Source organism: Streptomyces sp. NPDC043867, assembly GCF_056435845.1.
Map to the genome: position 1 here is coordinate 71,386 of NZ_JBWKDS010000023.1, position 16,141 is coordinate 87,526.

General features: G+C 74.4%; 11 protein-coding genes and 1 riboswitch. Of the genes, 2 read left to right on the plus strand and 9 right to left on the minus strand.

Annotated features, from left to right (window positions below; translation table 11 throughout):
• Positions 1-43: 43 nt before the first annotated feature.
• From cobI to AC069T_RS22940, 9 genes are all read right to left on the minus strand, one after another.
• The gene (gene cobI, locus AC069T_RS22900) at positions 44-775 is read right to left on the minus strand and encodes a precorrin-2 C(20)-methyltransferase (protein ID WP_478784493.1); all 732 of its coding nucleotides are present in this window, start codon (positions 773-775) and stop codon (positions 44-46) included.
• Positions 772-2,238, minus strand: a complete 1,467-nt coding sequence (locus AC069T_RS22905) for a cobyrinate a,c-diamide synthase (RefSeq protein ID WP_478784494.1) — start codon at positions 2,236-2,238, stop codon at positions 772-774. The genes cobI and AC069T_RS22905 overlap by 4 nt, the downstream gene beginning before the upstream one ends.
• On the minus strand, positions 2,232-2,831 hold the full coding sequence (gene cobO, locus AC069T_RS22910; protein WP_476754587.1) for a cob(I)yrinic acid a,c-diamide adenosyltransferase: 600 nt from the start codon (positions 2,829-2,831) through the stop codon (positions 2,232-2,234). Before cobO ends, AC069T_RS22905 begins: the two co-directional genes overlap by 7 nt.
• Positions 2,831-4,888 carry a putative cobaltochelatase gene (locus AC069T_RS22915; protein WP_478784495.1) on the minus strand — a complete coding sequence of 686 codons (2,058 nt, stop codon included), beginning with the start codon at positions 4,886-4,888 and terminating at the stop codon, positions 2,831-2,833. Before AC069T_RS22915 ends, cobO begins: the two co-directional genes overlap by 1 nt.
• Complete coding sequence (gene cobN / locus AC069T_RS22920; RefSeq protein ID WP_478784496.1) at positions 4,885-8,538, minus strand: cobaltochelatase subunit CobN; 3,654 nt, start codon at positions 8,536-8,538, stop codon at positions 4,885-4,887. Before cobN ends, AC069T_RS22915 begins: the two co-directional genes overlap by 4 nt.
• Positions 8,535-10,079: a cobyric acid synthase gene (locus tag AC069T_RS22925; protein WP_478784497.1), complete on the minus strand. Its 1,545-nt coding sequence runs from the start codon at positions 10,077-10,079 to the stop codon at positions 8,535-8,537. Before AC069T_RS22925 ends, cobN begins: the two co-directional genes overlap by 4 nt.
• On the minus strand, positions 10,076-11,029 hold the full coding sequence (locus AC069T_RS22930; RefSeq protein ID WP_478784498.1) for a cobalamin biosynthesis protein: 954 nt from the start codon (positions 11,027-11,029) through the stop codon (positions 10,076-10,078). The genes AC069T_RS22925 and AC069T_RS22930 overlap by 4 nt, the downstream gene beginning before the upstream one ends.
• Before the next feature lie 107 nt (positions 11,030-11,136).
• Positions 11,137-11,277, minus strand: a riboswitch (cobalamin riboswitch).
• A 139-nt stretch (positions 11,278-11,416) separates the two neighbouring features.
• Positions 11,417-11,638: a hypothetical protein gene (locus tag AC069T_RS22935; protein WP_358855081.1), complete on the minus strand. Its 222-nt coding sequence runs from the start codon at positions 11,636-11,638 to the stop codon at positions 11,417-11,419.
• Positions 11,639-11,650: 12 nt separating this feature from the next.
• Complete coding sequence (locus AC069T_RS22940; RefSeq protein WP_478784499.1) at positions 11,651-12,904, minus strand: inorganic phosphate transporter; 1,254 nt, start codon at positions 12,902-12,904, stop codon at positions 11,651-11,653.
• A 289-nt stretch (positions 12,905-13,193) separates the two neighbouring features.
• On the opposite strand from AC069T_RS22940, the gene AC069T_RS22945 reads away from it, so the two are divergent.
• Positions 13,194-13,925 carry a class II aldolase/adducin family protein gene (locus AC069T_RS22945; RefSeq protein ID WP_478784500.1) on the plus strand — a complete coding sequence of 244 codons (732 nt, stop codon included), beginning with the start codon at positions 13,194-13,196 and terminating at the stop codon, positions 13,923-13,925.
• A gap of 965 nt (positions 13,926-14,890) precedes the next feature.
• Positions 14,891-16,018: an alpha/beta hydrolase family protein gene (locus AC069T_RS22950; protein ID WP_478784501.1), complete on the plus strand. Its 1,128-nt coding sequence runs from the start codon at positions 14,891-14,893 to the stop codon at positions 16,016-16,018.
• Positions 16,019-16,141: the final 123 nt, after the last annotated feature.

Genomic DNA, 16,141 nt, shown 5'->3' on the forward strand with positions numbered 1-16,141 from the left:
GCGCGGCGGGCCGCCCGGGCCGGCGGGTGCCGGTCCCGGCGCCTCACAGCTTCCCGCCCCGTCCGCCGTCGCGCCGGGGAGGCGCGATCAGCGTGGAGAGGTAGGGCAGCGCCCCGCCGTCGAGTTCGGCGGCCGGCCGCACGGACTCCTCGGGCAGCCCGAGGGCGGACCCCCACACGGCGTCGTCGAGGCGTCCGGTCTCGCGCAGCGCCGCCGCGACCTCCTGCGCCTGCCGACCGAACTTGTACGCGACGACCGTGCCCGGCCCGTGCAGCGCGTCCTTGAGGACGGCGGCGCCGGCGGTCACCGGGACGAGGGTCAGCGGCTCGGTGCCCTCGGTGAGGACGGCACCCGAGCGGGCGGCGAGATCCTGCATGGCGGTGATGCCGGGCACGGTCTCGATCACCGTGCCCGGCAGCGCCCCGGCGATGGTCTGGGCGAGATAGGTGAAGGTCGAGTACACGTTGGGGTCGCCGATGGTGGCGAAGGCGACGGTGCCGTGCCGCTCCAGCAGCCCCGCGACCCGCTCGCCCGCGGCGTCCCAGGCCGCCTCGCGCCGCCCCCGGTCGGTCCGCTCGTTGAGCGCGAACACGACCCGTACGACCTTCTCCTCGGGCACGTAGTGCAGGACCGTCGCCTCGGCGCGCCCCCGCTCACCCGTGTCCAGCACGGGCACGACGACGACCTCCGCCGCCCGCAGCGCGTTGACACCCTTGACGGTCACCAGTTCCGGGTCGCCGGGGCCGACCCCGACCCCGATCAGCTTGCTGCTCATGACGTCAGGCACCTCTCCACGAACCGACGGGCGACACCGGGCGTGGACGCCCAGTGCGTGTGCAGGTAACTCGCGTGCACACCTTGCTGTACGAAACCTTCGACCCGCCGTGCCGGAGCGCGCACACCCCAGGCGGGAGCCGCCCCGGCGCCCGGTTCGACGACGGTCCGGTGGAACTCGTGCCCGCGCATCCGGGTCCCCGCCTCGGCGAGCACACTGTCGGACACGGCGACGGCGTCCCGGTAGCCGAGGGTGAGCCGCTCGTCCATCCGGGCCGAGGCGTCCAGCACCCCGCACATGGGCTGCCCGTCCAGCTCACGGGACAGATACAGCAGCCCTGCGCACTCCGCGGCGACCGGCGCCCCGCCGAGCGCCAGCTCCGCGACGGCCTCGCGCAGCAACTCGTTGGCGGACAGTTCGGGCGCGTACACCTCGGGAAACCCGCCCCCGATCACCAACCCGCCGGTGCCCTCGGGCAGCCGTTCGTCCCGCAACGGGTCGAACGTGATGACCTCCGCCCCCGCCGCGGTGAGCAACTCGGCATGCTCGGCATAGGAGAAGGTGAAGGCGGGCCCCCCGGCGACGGCGACCGTTCTCCTCGGCCCCGGCCGGGATCGTTCCGGCCCGTCCGGCGCTTCGGGACGCGGCCGTCCAGGTGGGAGCGGGGATCCGGGAGCCCCGGCGCCCGGCAGCGGGACGGGACGGGACGCCGGGGCGGAGGAAGCCAGCACCTCGCCCGCGTCCCAGGCCGCACCGGACAACGCGGGCGCACTGCGCGCCAGCGCGAGCAGAGCCTCCAGGTCACACCCCCGGCGCACCTGCGAGGCCATCGCGGCGACCGCCTCCACCGCCCCGTCCCGCCGCTCGGCGACCGGCACGAGCCCCAGATGCCGGGACGGCGTGTCCATCTGCGGCGCCCGCCGCAGCACCCCGAGCACGGGCACCCCGGACGCGTCGAGCGCCTCGCGCAGCAGCGTCTCGTGCCGGTCGGACCCCACCTTGTTGAGGATCACCCCGGCCACCCGCACCTCGGGATCCCAGGAGGCGAAGCCGTGCACCAGCGCGGCCACCGACCGCGACTGCGACGACGCGTCGACGACCAGGACCACCGGCGCCCGCAGCAGCTTCGCGACATGCGCGGTGGACGCCAGCTCGCCCTGCTCCGCCGCCCCGTCGTACAGGCCCATCACGCCCTCGACGACGGCGAGATCGCACCCGCCCGCGCCGTGCGCGAAGAGCGGCGCGACCAGCTCGGCGCCGCACAGGTACGCGTCGAGATTGCGCCCCACCCGCCCGGTGGCGAGCGCGTGGTACCCGGGATCGATGTAGTCGGGCCCCACCTTGTGCGGGGACACGGCGAGCCCCCGCGAGGCGAAGGCCGCCATCAGCCCCGTGGCCACGGTGGTCTTGCCGCTGCCCGAGGCGGGCGCGGCGACGACCAGCCGAGGGACGCTCGTCACCACTCGATGCCCCTCTGGCCCTTCTGCCCGGTGTCCATCGGATGCTTGACCTTGGACATGTCGGTCACCAGGTCGGCGAAGTCCACCAGCTTGTCCGGAGCGTTGCGCCCGGTGATCACGACGTGCTGCGTCCCCGGCCGGTCCCGCAGCACGGACACGACCTCGTCGGTGTCGATCCACCCCCAGTGCATGGGGTAGGCGAACTCGTCGAGGACGTACAGCCGGTAGGTCTCGGCGGCCAGGTCCCGCTTGACCTGCTCCCAGCCCTCGCGGGCCTTCTCCTCGTTGTCCAGCTGCGCGTCGCGCTGGACCCAGGACCAGCCCTCGCCCATCTTGTGCCAGTCGACCGTGCCGCCCTCGCCGCTGGCGCCGAGCACCCGGAGCGCGTTCTCCTCGCCGACCTTCCACTTCGCCGACTTGACGAACTGGAACACCCCGATCGGCCAGCCCTGGTTCCAGGCGCGCAGCGCGAGCCCGAAGGCGGCGGTGGACTTTCCCTTGCCGATCCCGGTGTGCACCACGACCAGCGGACGGTTGCGCCGCTGACGTGTCGTCAGCCCGTCGTCCGGTACGGCGCTCGGCTGTCCCTGCGGCATTACGCGGCCCTCCTGTTGCTTCCCTGCACGTCCCGGACCAGGCCGGCGATCGAGTCGGCCCGCAGTTCGTCCAGCGTCACCGCGGTGCCCTCCAGTTCGGCCGCGAGCTGCCTCGCGAGCCCGAGCCGCACCGGCCCCGTCTCGCAGTCGACGACCACAGAGGCGACGGAGTCGGCCGCGAACAGCCGGGCCGCGCGGCCCGCGAGCGCCACCGGTTCCGGGCCGCCGGTCGCCCGGCCGTCCGTGACCACGACGACCAGGGGCCGCCGTGCCGCGTCCCGCAGCCGCTCGACCCGCAGCACGTCGTGCGCCCTGAGCAGGCCCGCCGCCAGCGGTGTCCGCCCGCCCGTGGGCAGCGACTCCAGCCGCGCCGCCGCCGCGTCCACCGAGGAGGTGGGCGGCAGCGCCACGTCGGCGGCCGACCCGCGGAACGTCACGAGCCCCACCTTGTCCCGGCGCTGGTAGGCGTCGAGCAGCAGCGACAGCACCGCACCCTTCACGGCGCTCATCCGCTGCCGCGCCGCCATCGACCCGGAGGCGTCCACGACGAACAGGACGAGGTTGCCCTCGCGCCCCTCGCGGGTGGCCTGGCGCAGATCGTCCCGCCGTATCACCAGACCGCGTCCCGACCGGCCGCGCGCCCGCTGGTGCGGCGCCGCCGCCTGCACGGTCGCCGCCAGGTGCAGCTTGGTGAGCGTCCCGCGCGGCTGCCGTGACCCGGTGGTCCTGCCGTGCTCGGTCCGCGCCCGGGACCGCCGCCCGGCGGCGCCCTCGCCCAGCCCCGGCACGCTCAGCGCCTTGGCGCGGAACGGTTCCCCGGCCCGTACGGGCTGCTGCTCACCGGCACCGGACGGCCCCGGCTGCCCGCTCTCGCCCGCCTGAGGCCGCCCGGCCTCGTCACCGCCAGGTTCCGTGCTGTCGGCCACGTCCTGCGGACCCTCCTGGGGACCGTCCCCGGGACCGCCCTCGGGACCGCCCTGCGGGGGCTGCCCGCCGCCACCGGGCCCGTCCGGGTCCGGGTCGTCGTCCCCGTCCGTGCCGTCCTGCCCGCCGAACTCCTCCAGCGTCTCGTCGAGCTTGTCCTCGTCGAGCCCTGGCGCGTCGAACGGATTGCGCCGGCGCCGGTGCGGCAGCGCCAGCAGGGCCGCCTGCCGCACGTCCTCCGCCAGTACCTCGGTCCGGCCGGCCCACGCGGCCAGCGCGGTCGCCGTCCGCGCCATGACGATGTCGGCCCGCATCCCGTCGACCTCGAAGGCCGCGCAGGTAGCCGCGATCTGCCGCAGCGCGCCGTCCCCGAGCCGCACGGACGGCAGCAGGTCACGGGCGGCCACGATCCGGGCCCGTACCGCCGACTCCTCGTCCGCCCACCGCGCCGCGAACCCGTCCGGGTCGTCGTCGTACGCGAGCCGCCTGCGCACGACCTCCACCCGCTGGTCGGGCTCCCGGGAGGCCGCGACCTCCACGGTCAGCCCGAAGCGGTCCAGCAACTGCGGCCGCAGTTCGCCCTCTTCGGGGTTCATGGTGCCGACGAGCAGGAAACGGGCGGCGTGCCGCACCGAGACGCCCTCGCGCTCCACGTACGAGGCACCCATCGCCGCCGCGTCCAGCAGCAGGTCCACCAGGTGGTCGTGCAGCAGGTTGACCTCGTCGACGTAGAGGATCCCGCGGTGCGCGTCCGCCAGCAGTCCGGGCTCGAAGGCCTTGACGCCCTCGGCCAGGGCACGCTCGATGTCCAGCGCTCCCACCAGCCGGTCCTCGGAGGCACCGACGGGCAGCTCGACCATGCGGGCCGGCCGGGACACCCCCGGCCCCACCTCGTGCGGCCCGTCCGGGCACGCCGGGTCGGGCGCGGCCGGCGCACACGAGAAGCGGCACCCCGCGACGACGTCCACCTTCGGCATCAGCGCCGAAAGAGCGCGGACCGCGGTCGATTTGGCGGTGCCCTTCTCGCCGCGCACCAGCACGCCGCCGACCGCCGGTGAGACGGCGTTCAGCAGCAGCGCGAGCCGCAGGTCGTCCTGGCCGACGAGGGCCGTGAACGGGAACGGGGTACTCACTGGTCGTCGCCCTCCAGATCGCCTTCGAGCTCCAGATAGGTGGCGCGCAGCCGCTCCAGCGTCTGTGCGTCCGGTTCCGCCCACAGGCCGCGCTCGGCCGCTTCGAGCAGCCGCTCCGTGATCCCGCGCAGGGCCCACGGGTTGGACTTCTTCATGAAGTCGCGGTTCTCCGCGTCGAAGACGTACTCCGCGCTGAGCTTCTCGTACATCCAGTCGTCGACCACGCCGGCCGTCGCGTCGTACCCGAAGAGGTAGTCCACGGTCGCCGCCATCTCGAAGGCGCCCTTGTAGCCGTGCCGTCGCATCGCCGCCATCCAGCGCGGGTTGACCACCCGGGCGCGGAACACCCGGTGCGTCTCCTCGCCGAGCGTGCGCGTCTTCACCTGGTCCGGGGTGGCGGAGTCGCCGACGTACGCCTCGGGGCTGGTGCCCGTCAGATGGCGCACCATGGCGACCATGCCGCCGTGGTACTGGAAGTAGTCGTCGGCGTCCACGAGGTCGTGCTCGCGGGTGTCGACGTTCTTCGCGGCCACGGCGATCCGCCGGAACGCGGTCTCCATGTCGCCGCGCGCCGCCCGCCCGTCGAGCTCGCGCCCGTACGCGTAACCGCCCCACACCGCGTACACCTCGGCGAGGTCCGCGTCCGAGCGCCAGTTGCGCGCGTCGATGAGCGGCAGCAGCCCGGCACCGTACGCGCCCGGCTTCGAGCCGAAGACACGGGCCGTGGCGCGCCGCCGGTCGCCGTGCTCGGCGGTGTCCTCGTCGGCGTGCCTGCGCACGTAGTTGGCGTCGGCGGGCTCGTCCAGCTCGGCCACCGCCCGCACCGCGTCGTCGAGGAGAGCGATCACGTGCGGGAACGCGTCCCGGAAGAAGCCGGAGATCCGGACGGTGACGTCGATGCGCGGGCGCCCCAGTTCCGCCAGGGGCACGATCTCGAAGCCGGTCACCCGGCGCGACGCGTCGTCCCACACCGGACGGCAGCCGAGCAGCGCGAGGATCTCCGCGATGTCGTCGCCCTGCGTGCGCATCGCGGACGTGCCCCAGACGGTGAGGCCGACGGACGTCGGGTACTCGCCGTTGTCCTGGAGGTAGCGCGCCACGAGCGAGTCGGCGAGTGCCTGCCCGACCTCCCAGGACAGCCGGGAGGGGATCGCCTTGGGGTCGACGGAGTAGAAGTTGCGGCCGGTCGGCAGGACGTTCACCAGGCCGCGGGTCGGCGAGCCGGACGGGCCCGCCGGGACGTAACCGCCGCGCAGCGCCTTGAGGATGTGCGTGATCTCGTCCGTCGTACGGGCCAGCCGCGGCACGACCTCGCGGCAGGCGAACTCCACCACCGCGACCGCCTCGGGCAGGTCGGCGCCGAGGACCTCGCGTACGAGAGCGGCGCTCCCGGACGTCTCCCAGCCGCGTTCCTCCATGCCCTCGGCGATCCGGCGGCACAGCTGCTCCAGCAGGTCGACGGCGTCGGCGCCGGTCCGCGCGGGCCCCTCGACGAGGTCCGTGAGCTCCGCCGGCACCTTCACCGGCGCACCCGGCTCGGCCAGCAACTCCTTCTCCGACAGGCCGAAATGGTCCGCGAGGGACGCCCGCAGACCCGGCAGGGCGTTGGCCTGGCCGCCCCACACCTGCGAGGCGCGGAGCACGGCCAGCACGAGGTTGACCCGCGCCTCGGCCTGGGGCCCGCCGCCGAGGATGTGCAGCCCGTCGCGGATCTGCACGTCCTTGATCTCGCACAGATAACCGTCGATGTGCATCACGAACTCGTCGAACGTCTCGTCGTCCGGCTGTTCGTCGACGTGCAGGTCGTGGTGCAGCTCGGCCGCCTTGACCAGCGTCCAGATCTGGGCGCGCACCGCGGGCGCCTTGGTCGGGTCCAGGTCCGACACCAGGGCGTACTCGTCGAGGAGCTGCTCCAGCTTGGCGAGGTCGCCGTAGGTGTCGGCACGCGCCATCGGCGGCACCAGGTGGTCGACGACCGTGGCGTGCCCGCGGCGCTTGGCCTGGGTGCCCTCGCCGGGGTCGTTGACGATGAACGGGTAGACCAGGGGGAGTTCGCCGAGTACGGCGTCGGGGGCGCAGCCGCCGCTGAGCCCGAGCCCCTTGCCGGGCAGCCACTCCATCGTGCCGTGCTTGCCCATGTGCACGACCGCGTCGGCGCCGAAGGAGTTCTCCAGCCACCGGTAGGCCGCCATGTAGTGGTGCGACGGCGGCATGTCGGGGTCGTGGTAGATCGCGATCGGGTTCTCGCCGAAGCCGCGCGGCGGCTGGATCATCACGACGACGTTCCCGAACCGGAGGCAGGCCAGCACGATGTCGTCCCCGTCGACGTACAGCGAGCCGGGCGGCTCGCCCCAAGCCTCCAGCATGCCGTCGCGCAGCCCCGGATCGAGCGTGTCGAACCACGCCCGGTAGTCGGCGAGCGGCACCCGTGCGGGCGCGGACGCCAGCTGTTCCTCGGTGAGCCACTCGACGTCGTGGCCGCCGGCGGCGATGAGCCGGTGGATCAACTCGTCGCCGTTGTCCGGGTAGTCCGTCAGGGCGTACCCGGCGTCCCGCAGCGCGTCGAGGACCCGCACGGCGGAGGCGGGGGTGTCGAGCCCGACCGCGTTGCCGACCCGGGAGTGCTTGGTCGGGTAGGCGGTGAAGACCAGCGCGAGCTTCTTCTCCGCGTTCGGCTTGTGCTTCAGCAGGGCGTGGCGCACGGCGATCCCGGCGACCCGCGCGGCCCGCTCGGGGTCGGCGACGTACACCGGGACGTCGTCGGGGCCCTGCTCCTTGAAGGAGAACGGCACGGTGATGAGGCGCCCGTCGAACTCCGGGATCGCGACCTGCATCGCCGCGTCCATGGGGGAGAGAGCGGCGTCCGACTCGTCCCAGGCGGCGCGCGAGGAGGTGAGGCAGAGCCCTTGCAGGACGGGGATGTCGAGGTCGGCGAGCGCCCCGATGTCCCAGGCCTCCTCGTCCCCGCCGGCCGAGGCCTCGGAGGCGTGCGTGCCGCCCGCCGCGAGCACGGTGGCGACCAGGGCGTCGGCCTTCCCCAGGATCTCGTACAGCCCCGGGTCCGCGTCGCGCAGCGAACCGCAGAACACCGGGAGGGCGTTGGCGCCGCGCGCCTCGATCGCGTCGCACAGCGTGTCGACGAAGGCCGTGTTGCCGGACAGCTCGTGGGCCCGGTAGAAGAGCACGCCGACGGTCGGGCGGCCCTCGGCCAGGTCCCGCTCGCCGTGCACACCGAACTCGGCCGTCTTCCGCGGCTCCTCGAAGCCCTCGCCGGTCAGCAGCACGGTGTCGGAGAGGAAACGCGCGAGTTCCGCCAGGTTCTCCGGGCCGCCCTCGACGAGGTAGCGCAGCGCCTCCGCCACGACACCGGCGGGCACGGACGACTCCGCCATCAACTCCGCGTCGGGGACCGCCTCCCCGCCGAGCAGCACGGTCGGCACGCCCGACGCCCTGAGCGCGGCGAGCCCGTCCTCCCAGGCCCGCTTGCCGCCCAGCAGGCGTACGACGGCGACGTCCGCGCCCGCGACGAGCGCGGGCAGTTCCCCGGCGACGTCGACGCGGTTCGGGTTGCCGATCCGGTACGCGGCGCCGGAGGCCCGGGCCGCCAGCAGATCCGTGTCGGCGGTGGACAACAACAACACTGTGCTCATGCGGGTGCTCCCGGTGGGATGAAAGGCAGTCCTGTCGGAGCGCCCGACTCGATGAGCCGCCACAGCGCGTCCGTGTCCGCGTGTTCCTCGATCAGATCGCCGAGCAGGTCCAGTTGCTCCTCGCGCAGCGTGGCGAACGACGTGCCGGCGGCCGGCACGAAGCGGCGGCCCGCGGCGGCCGCCACCTCCCGCAGGAAGGCGCGCCGGAACCCGTCCGACTCCAGCGAGCCGTGCCAGTGCGTGCCCCAGACGGCGCCGACCCGGCAGCCGTCCAGGAAGGGTTCGCCGCCGGTGACCTCGGCGACCCCGTGGTGGATCTCGTAGCCCTCGACGTGCTCGCCGAGCGCCTCGCCCACGGGCCGCGTGAGGGTCTTCTCCCGCGCGAACCGCACGCGCACGGGCAGCAGTCCGAGCCCGTCGACGTGCCCCGCCCGCGACTCGACGTCGTCCTCGATGTGCTCGCCGAGGGCCTGGAAGCCGCCGCAGATCCCGAGCACCGGACGCCCCTCGGCGGCCCGCCGGGCGATCGCGTCCGCGAGGCCGCGCTCCCGCAGCCACTGAAGGGCCCGCACCGTCCCCCGGGTGCCCGGTACGACGACGAGGTCGGCGTCGGCCAGTTCCTCCGCCCGGTCCACGAACCGCACCACGACGCCCGGTTCCGCGGCGAGGGCGTCGACGTCCGTGAAGTTGGACATCAGCGGGACCGCGCAGACCGCGACCCGCAGCACGTCCTCGCCGACGGGCGGCGCCACGACGGACTCCCGGACGGTCCCGCGCAGCGAGACCCTCCCCCACGCTCGGCTTCGCTCGCGCGGGGGGACCCCCAGGCCGTCCTCCTCGTCGATGCCGAGGCCGTGCCGGAAGGGCAGGACGCCGTACGAGGGGCGGCCGGTGAGACCGCGCAGCATGTCGAGCCCCGGCTCCAGCAGGGACACGTCGCCGCGGAACTTGTTGACCAGGAACCCGGCGACGAGCGCCTGGTCCTCGCGGCTCAGCAGCGCGACCGTGCCGAAGAACGAGGCGAAGACGCCCCCGCGGTCGATGTCCCCGACCACGAGGACGGGCAGCCGCGCGTTGCGGGCGATGCCCATGTTCACGATGTCGGTACGGCGCAGGTTGATCTCGGCAGGACTGCCTGCCCCTTCACAGATCACCGCGTCATACGTGCCCCGCAACCGAGCCAGGCAGTCCAGCACGGTCCCGAGCAGTGCCTCCTGGCGGCCCCCGTGGTAGCCGCGCGCACTCATCTCGCCCACCGGCTTCCCCATGAGCACGACCTGGCTGCTGCGGTCGCTCCCAGGCTTGAGCAGCACCGGGTTCATCAGCGCGGTCGGCTCCACGCGGGCGGCCTGCGCCTGCATGGCCTGCGCCCGCCCGATCTCCGCCCCCTCGCGCGTGACGAACGAGTTGAGGGACATGTTCTGCGCCTTGAAGGGCGCCACCTTCACGCCCTGGCGCACCAGCCACCGGCAGATCCCGGCGGTCACCACGCTCTTGCCGGCGTCGGAGGTGGTGCCGGCGATCAGCAGTCCGCCGCTCATCGGGTACGCCCCTTCGTGAGTCCCTGCGTGAGCAGCCGCCCGGCGACGCACACGCCCAGCGCGAGCCCGCTCACCCGCCGGGACAGCCGTACGGCCCGCTCGATGTCGCCGACGGCCACGGCCCGCCCGGCGCCGTTCAGCACGGGCCGGTGCTCGACCCGCCCCCCGTACGAGAGGGTCCCGCCCAGCCGTACGCCCAGCGCCCCCGCGAAGGAGGCCTCCACGGGACCGGCGTTGGGGCTCGGGTGTCTGGCGGCGTCGGCACGCCAGGCGCGCACGGCACCGCGCGGATCACCGCCCGCGACGGCCGCGAGTACGGCGGTCAGCCGGGCCCCCGGCCAGCCGGCGACGTCGTCGAGCCGCGCGGAGGCCCACCCGTAGCGGCGGTACCTGCTGGACCTGTGCCCGACCATCGCGTCGAGCGTGTTCACGGCCCGGAAGGCGACGAGCCCGGGCACGCCGCCGACGGCGCCCCAGACCAGGGCGCCCACGACGGCGTCGGAGGTGTTCTCGGCGACGGACTCGACCACGGCCCGGGCGATCCCGTCGGCGTCCAGCGCCTGCGGATCCCGCCCGCACAGGTGGGGCAGCCGCTCGCGGGCGGCGTCGACGTCGCCGGCGGCCAGTGCACCGCCGATGGTCCCGGCCTCCCGGCCGAGGGAGGTGCCCCCGACGACGGCCCAGGTGGCGGCAGCGGTCAGCGCGACGGAGGCGGCGGGGGAGGTGCGCACACGGCGGCTCGCGAGGGCCGCGAGAGCGGCGGCGCCACCGGCGCAGACCGCGGTGTGCAGCGCGCCCCATCCGCGGTGGTCGCGCCACAGCACCCGTTCCACGGCGCCCGCGGCCCGCCCGAACGCGGCGACCGGGTGCCCGCGGCGGGGATCGCCGAGGAGCAGGTCGCCGAGGAGGCCGGCGGTGGCGCCGTACGCGAAGACGCGATCGGCACGCACGGGCTCAGCCCGCCGTGGGGTGCGGCAGCACCCTCGTACTCGTCAGGACCCGCAACGGGCAGCCGCGCATGGCGATATGTCCTCACTCAGGGTGTCCGCGCCCTGGTTCGAAGAGACCGGCGGTGAGAGTTCCTGGCTCCCGGGGGCGTTCTTCCCCGGTGACAGTGGCGGGACCGCGCCGGATTCGCACCGGCTTCCTCTCCTGCCGCCGTAGTTGGCTCCGGCAGTCCACCACGGGGTCAGAACAGCCGTCAACTTGCTGTTGACCTGCGAAGGGAGAGTGTGCGAAGCCCCACACGCAGGTGGGGTGCGGGACGGTGTTCCGTCCCGCACCCCACGTGAAGTGATGCCGCGTTGTTCGGTTTTTGTCGGGTTTCAGCCCGGTCGTCAGGCGACGATCAGGTAGATGCCGTACGCCACGGCCGCCGCGCACGCGGCGAAGCAGGCGTACGCGCCGGTCACCGCGAGGGCGGCGGAACCGCCCCGGGTGGCCCCGGACTCGCGCTTGGAGAGGCCGACGATGCCGAGGGTGAAGAGGCCGACGAGGGCCACGGTGACCACGAGGCTGGCTCCGAAGACGGAGCCGAGGGCTGCCCAGTCGATGTTCATGCTGTTCGTTCCTTAGACCGTGGCCGGGCGGGTGGGCTCGGTGGTGGTGCCGGCGTCCGGGGCCGGGATGGTGGCCGTCAGACCGAGGTCGGCCGTGGCGACCGGGCCGGCCGGCGGCGGGGTGACCGCGGCGATCGCGGCGGTCACGACGCCCGCGGGCTCGGCCTGGCCGTCGTTGACGTTGGCCATGGTGACCGGCTGGCGGCGCGAGAGCGTCCAGATGACACCGGCGCCGGCCACGAGCAGCACGCCCGTGGTGACGATGCCCCAGGTGCCCTGCTGGGTGAGGAACTCGGCACCGGCGCCGACGAGGCCGGCGGCCGGCAGGGTCAGGCCCCACGCGATGAACATGCGGCTCGCGGTCGACCAGCGGACGACCCCGCCCTTGCGGCCGAGGCCCGAGCCCATGACGGCGCCGGAGCAGGACTGCGTGGTGGAGAGCGAGAAGCCCAGGTGCGAGGAGGCGAGGATGACCGTGGCGGCGCTGGTCTGGGCGGCGAAGCCCTGCGGCGGCGCGAGGTCGGTGAGGCCCTTGCCCATGGTGCGGATGATGCGCCAGCCGCCCAGGTAGGTACCGAGCGCGATGGCCATGCCGGCCGCGACGATGACCCAGGTGGGAGGGTTGGAGCCCGGCGCGAGGACACCGCCGGTGACCAGGGCGAGGGTGATGATGCCCATGGTCTTCTGCGCGTCGTTCGTGCCGTGGGCAAGCGACACCAGGCCCGCGGAGGCGATCTGGCCTGCGCGGTACCCCTTGGCGGTCGCCTTCTCGTCGGCGCGGTTGCCGATCCGGTACGTCAGGCGCGTGGCCAGCATCGCGGCCAGTCCGGCGACGACCGGCGCGGCGACCGCGGGGATGAGCACCTTGGTGACGACGGTCGAGCCGTTCACCGACGACCAGCCGGCCGACATGACCGCGGCGCCGATGAGGCCGCCGAAGAGTGCGTGAGAGGAGCTGGAGGGCAGACCCAGGAGCCAGGTCAGCAGATTCCACAGGATGGCGCCGACGAGGGCCGCGAAGATGACCTCCGTACGGATGCCCTCCTCGTTGATGATGCCGCCGGAGATGGTCTTGGCGACCTCCACGGAGAGGAAGGCGCCGACGAGGTTCAGCGCGGCGGACATCGCCACCGCCGTCTTGGGCTTCAGAGCGCCGGTCGAGATGGTCGTCGCCATCGCGTTGGCAGTGTCGTGGAAACCGTTCGTGAAATCGAACACGAGAGCGGTGACGATCACGATCCCGAGGAGAAGCGTGATGTGTTCCATTTACCCAGGCTTCTGTTGGACGTCAGTGGCAATTGGAACGTAGGCAACCAGGGTGAACGGAAGATGAACTGGGGCGGGCAAGGTGGTGACCCGATCGGCGTGGCGCCCCTCCGCTTGTGTGGAATCGGCACCCAAGGCGTCACGCGGCAGGCGGAATCCTGGGCCCCCTGGCCCCGCGCGAGGTGTCGCAGCCCGCGCGGGGGCCCGTCGAGGAGATTCTGGTCACTCGGGCGGCGACGACGCTCGTCCTCGCCGCCGGACAGGACGCCCGCCCTGGGAGGATCGCGCCATGGCTGAGCAGCGGCGGGACGCACGGGACGACCGGTCCGGACGGGAAGGGCCCCGGGACGCGGGGGAGCGGCACGCGCCTGACCCCGAGGAGCGGCTGGCGGAGGCCTGGCGCGAACTCGTCGCGACGGCCCGCCGCGCGGTGGCCGACGGGCTGGTCGTCGGCACGTCGGGCAATGTCTCGGTGCGCGTCGGGGACACCGTGCTCGTCACGCCCACGGGGGTGCCGTACGAGCGGCTGACACCCGCCGACCTCGTCGGAGTCGACCTCGACGGCCGCCAGGTGCGCGGGTCGCTGCTGCCGACGAGCGAGCTGCCCATGCACCTCGCGATCTACCGCACCACCGACGCGCGTGCCGTCGTGCACACGCATGCCGTCCACGCGACGGCCGTCTCGACGCTCGTCCGCGAGCTGCCGCTGATCCACTACGTGTCCGGCACGCTCGGCGGACAGGTCCGGGTCGCCCCGTACGCGACGTACGGCACCGAGCGGCTGGCCGAGTACATGCTCCGGGCCCTCGTCGACCGCTCCGCCTGCCTCCTGCAGAACCACGGCACGATCGCCTACGGCACCACGCTCGCCCAGGCCTACGACCGCACCGCCCAGCTGGAGTGGATGTGCCGCGTCTGGCTGACGGCCTCGTCCGTCCCCGGCCTCACCCCCACCCTCCTGACCCCCGCACAGGCCGCGGAGGCGACGGCCCACCTGTCCCACTACGGCCAGCCGGAGTAACCCGCCGCGACGGCGTTCGGCCGGGCCGGACGTACCCGGCGGTGCCGAGCCACCCCCGCCCAGGGAGCCCCGCCCGGGCGGGGCGTTCCTCCCGCCGCGACGGCGCTCGGCCGAGGCGGACGTACCCGGCGGTGCCGAGCCACCCTCCGCCCCGGGAGTCCCGCCCGGGCGGGGCGTTCCTCCCGCCGCGACGGCGCTCAGCCGAGGCGGACGTACCCGGCGGTGCCGAGCCACCCAGCCCCGGCGGGCGTTGCCGCCGTACCGAGGCGGGGGTACGAATCTTCCGCCGCGACGGCGTTCGGCCGAGCCGGACGTACCCGGCGGTGCCGAGCCACCCAGCCCCGGCGGGCGTTGCCGCCGTACCGAGGCGGGGGTACGAATCTTCCGCCGCGACGGCGCTCGGCCGAGGCGGACGTACCCGGCGGTGCCGAGCCACCCCCGCCCAGGGAGCCCTGCCGGGGCGGGGTGTTCCTCCCGCCGCGACGGCGTTCGGCCGAGGCGGACGCATCGCGCTGGCGAGCCACCCAGCCCCGGCGGGCGTTGCCGCCGTACCGAGGCGGGGGTGCGAATCTTCCGCCGCGACGGCGTTCGGCCGAGCCGGACGTACCCGGCGGTGCCGAGCCACCCCCGCCCCGGGAGCCCCGCCCGGGCGGGGTGTTCCTCCCGCCGCGACGGCGCTCGGCCGAGGCGGACGCATCGCGCTGGCGAGCCACCAGCCCCGGCGGGCGTTGCCGCCGTACCGAGGCGGGGGTACGAATCTTCCGCCGCGACGGCGCTCAGCCGAGGCGGACGTACCCGGCGGTGCCGAGCCACCCCCGCCCCGGGGGGCCCCTCCCCGCCGGGCCGGCCCCAGGCCGGGACAGCGCCCCCGGCCCCGGCGGGCGGAACGCGGCTCCCGAGGCGGGCGGGAAACGCCGAGCCCCCGCCCGCTGGCCGAGAGCGGGCTCCCCCGGGAGACTGGACCGGTGCGCACTGTCAAAGCGACGGCCGCCGCCGTCACCGTTGCCCTTGCCGCCGGCGCGGCATCCGTCGCCGCCGGCCGGTTCGCCAGCGATGCCGCGCTGAAGGCACCACCGGGCCGGCCCCTGCCCTCCGAACCCCGCCTCACCGTGCACTCCACGGCCGCGGGCCAGATCGCGCTGACCCGCGGCCTGGCCTCGCTCCGCCCCGGCACGTACGGGCTGGGCGGCGACGGCTCCCACGCCGTCGTCGGCCCCGTCCTGGACACCGCCCCGCACCCCGCGGACACCGTCGTACGCCGTCTGGAGCGCGTCACCCACGGCACCCTGAAACCCGGCGACAAGGTGTGGCTGACCCCGAACCTCCACGTGGGCGACCCGAGCGCCGCCCTCGGCCTGGAACACGTCGACGTCGACATCCCAGGCGAGCTGGGCCCCCTGCCCGCCTGGTTCGTGCCCGGCGCCCGCGACACCTGGGTGATCACCGTGCACGGCCTGGGCACGACCCGCGAACACCCGATGAACGTCATGCCGTTCCTGCAGCGCCGGCACCTCCCGGTCCTCGACCTCGCCTACCGCGGCGACCTCGGCGCGCCCCGCCCGCAGGACGGGCTGAACCACCTCGGCGAGACCGAGTGGCGCGACCTGGACGCGGCCATCCGCTTCGTCGTGGACCAAGGGGCCGAGCACGTCATCCTGTACGGCTGGTCCACCGGCGCCACCATGGCGCTGCACGCCGCGGCGCGCTCCGCGCTGCGCGACCGCATCTCCGGACTGGTGCTGGACTCGCCCGTGCTGAGCTGGGAGACGACGCTGCGCGCCTTGGCCTCGGCCCGGCGCACGCCCGCCGCGCTCCTGCCCCTCGCGGTCCGCGCCGCGCAGGGGCGCACGAGCCTGCACGGCGACCGCACCCGCGAGGTCGCGGACCCCGCCCGGCTCACCGTCCCGGTCCTGCTGCTGCACGGCCCCGACGACGTGATCGCCCCCTGGGGCCCCTCGCGCCGCCTCGCCAGGAGCCGCCAGGACCTGGTCACCCTGCACACCGTCCGGAACGCCCCGCACGGCGCCATGTGGAACGCCGGCCCGGCCGAGTACGAGGAAGTCCTCCGCCGCTTCCTGACTCCGCTGATGTGAAGCCCCCGAAAGCCTCGAGGGCGTCAACCTCCCCGGCCCGGCCGTGGGGGGGGGGGGGGGGGGGGGGGTGGGGGGGGGGGGGGGGGGGGAGGGGGGGGGAGGGGAGAGGGCAACCAAAAAACA

Bases quoted from the DNA above. Each gene is read 5' to 3' on its own strand.
- AC069T_RS22940 (WP_478784499.1), bottom strand. From the start codon at position 12,904: ATGGAACACATCACGCTTCTCCTCGGGATCGTGATCGTCACCGCTCTC.
- cobO (WP_476754587.1), bottom strand. From the start codon at position 2,831: ATGCCGCAGGGACAGCCGAGCGCCGTACCGGACGACGGGCTGACGACA.
- AC069T_RS22945 (WP_478784500.1), top strand. From the start codon at position 13,194: ATGGCTGAGCAGCGGCGGGACGCACGGGACGACCGGTCCGGACGGGAA.
- cobN (WP_478784496.1), bottom strand. From the start codon at position 8,538: ATGAGCACAGTGTTGTTGTTGTCCACCGCCGACACGGATCTGCTGGCG.
- AC069T_RS22925 (WP_478784497.1), bottom strand. From the start codon at position 10,079: ATGAGCGGCGGACTGCTGATCGCCGGCACCACCTCCGACGCCGGCAAG.
- cobI (WP_478784493.1), bottom strand. From the start codon at position 775: ATGAGCAGCAAGCTGATCGGGGTCGGGGTCGGCCCCGGCGACCCGGAA.
- AC069T_RS22935 (WP_358855081.1), bottom strand. From the start codon at position 11,638: ATGAACATCGACTGGGCAGCCCTCGGCTCCGTCTTCGGAGCCAGCCTC.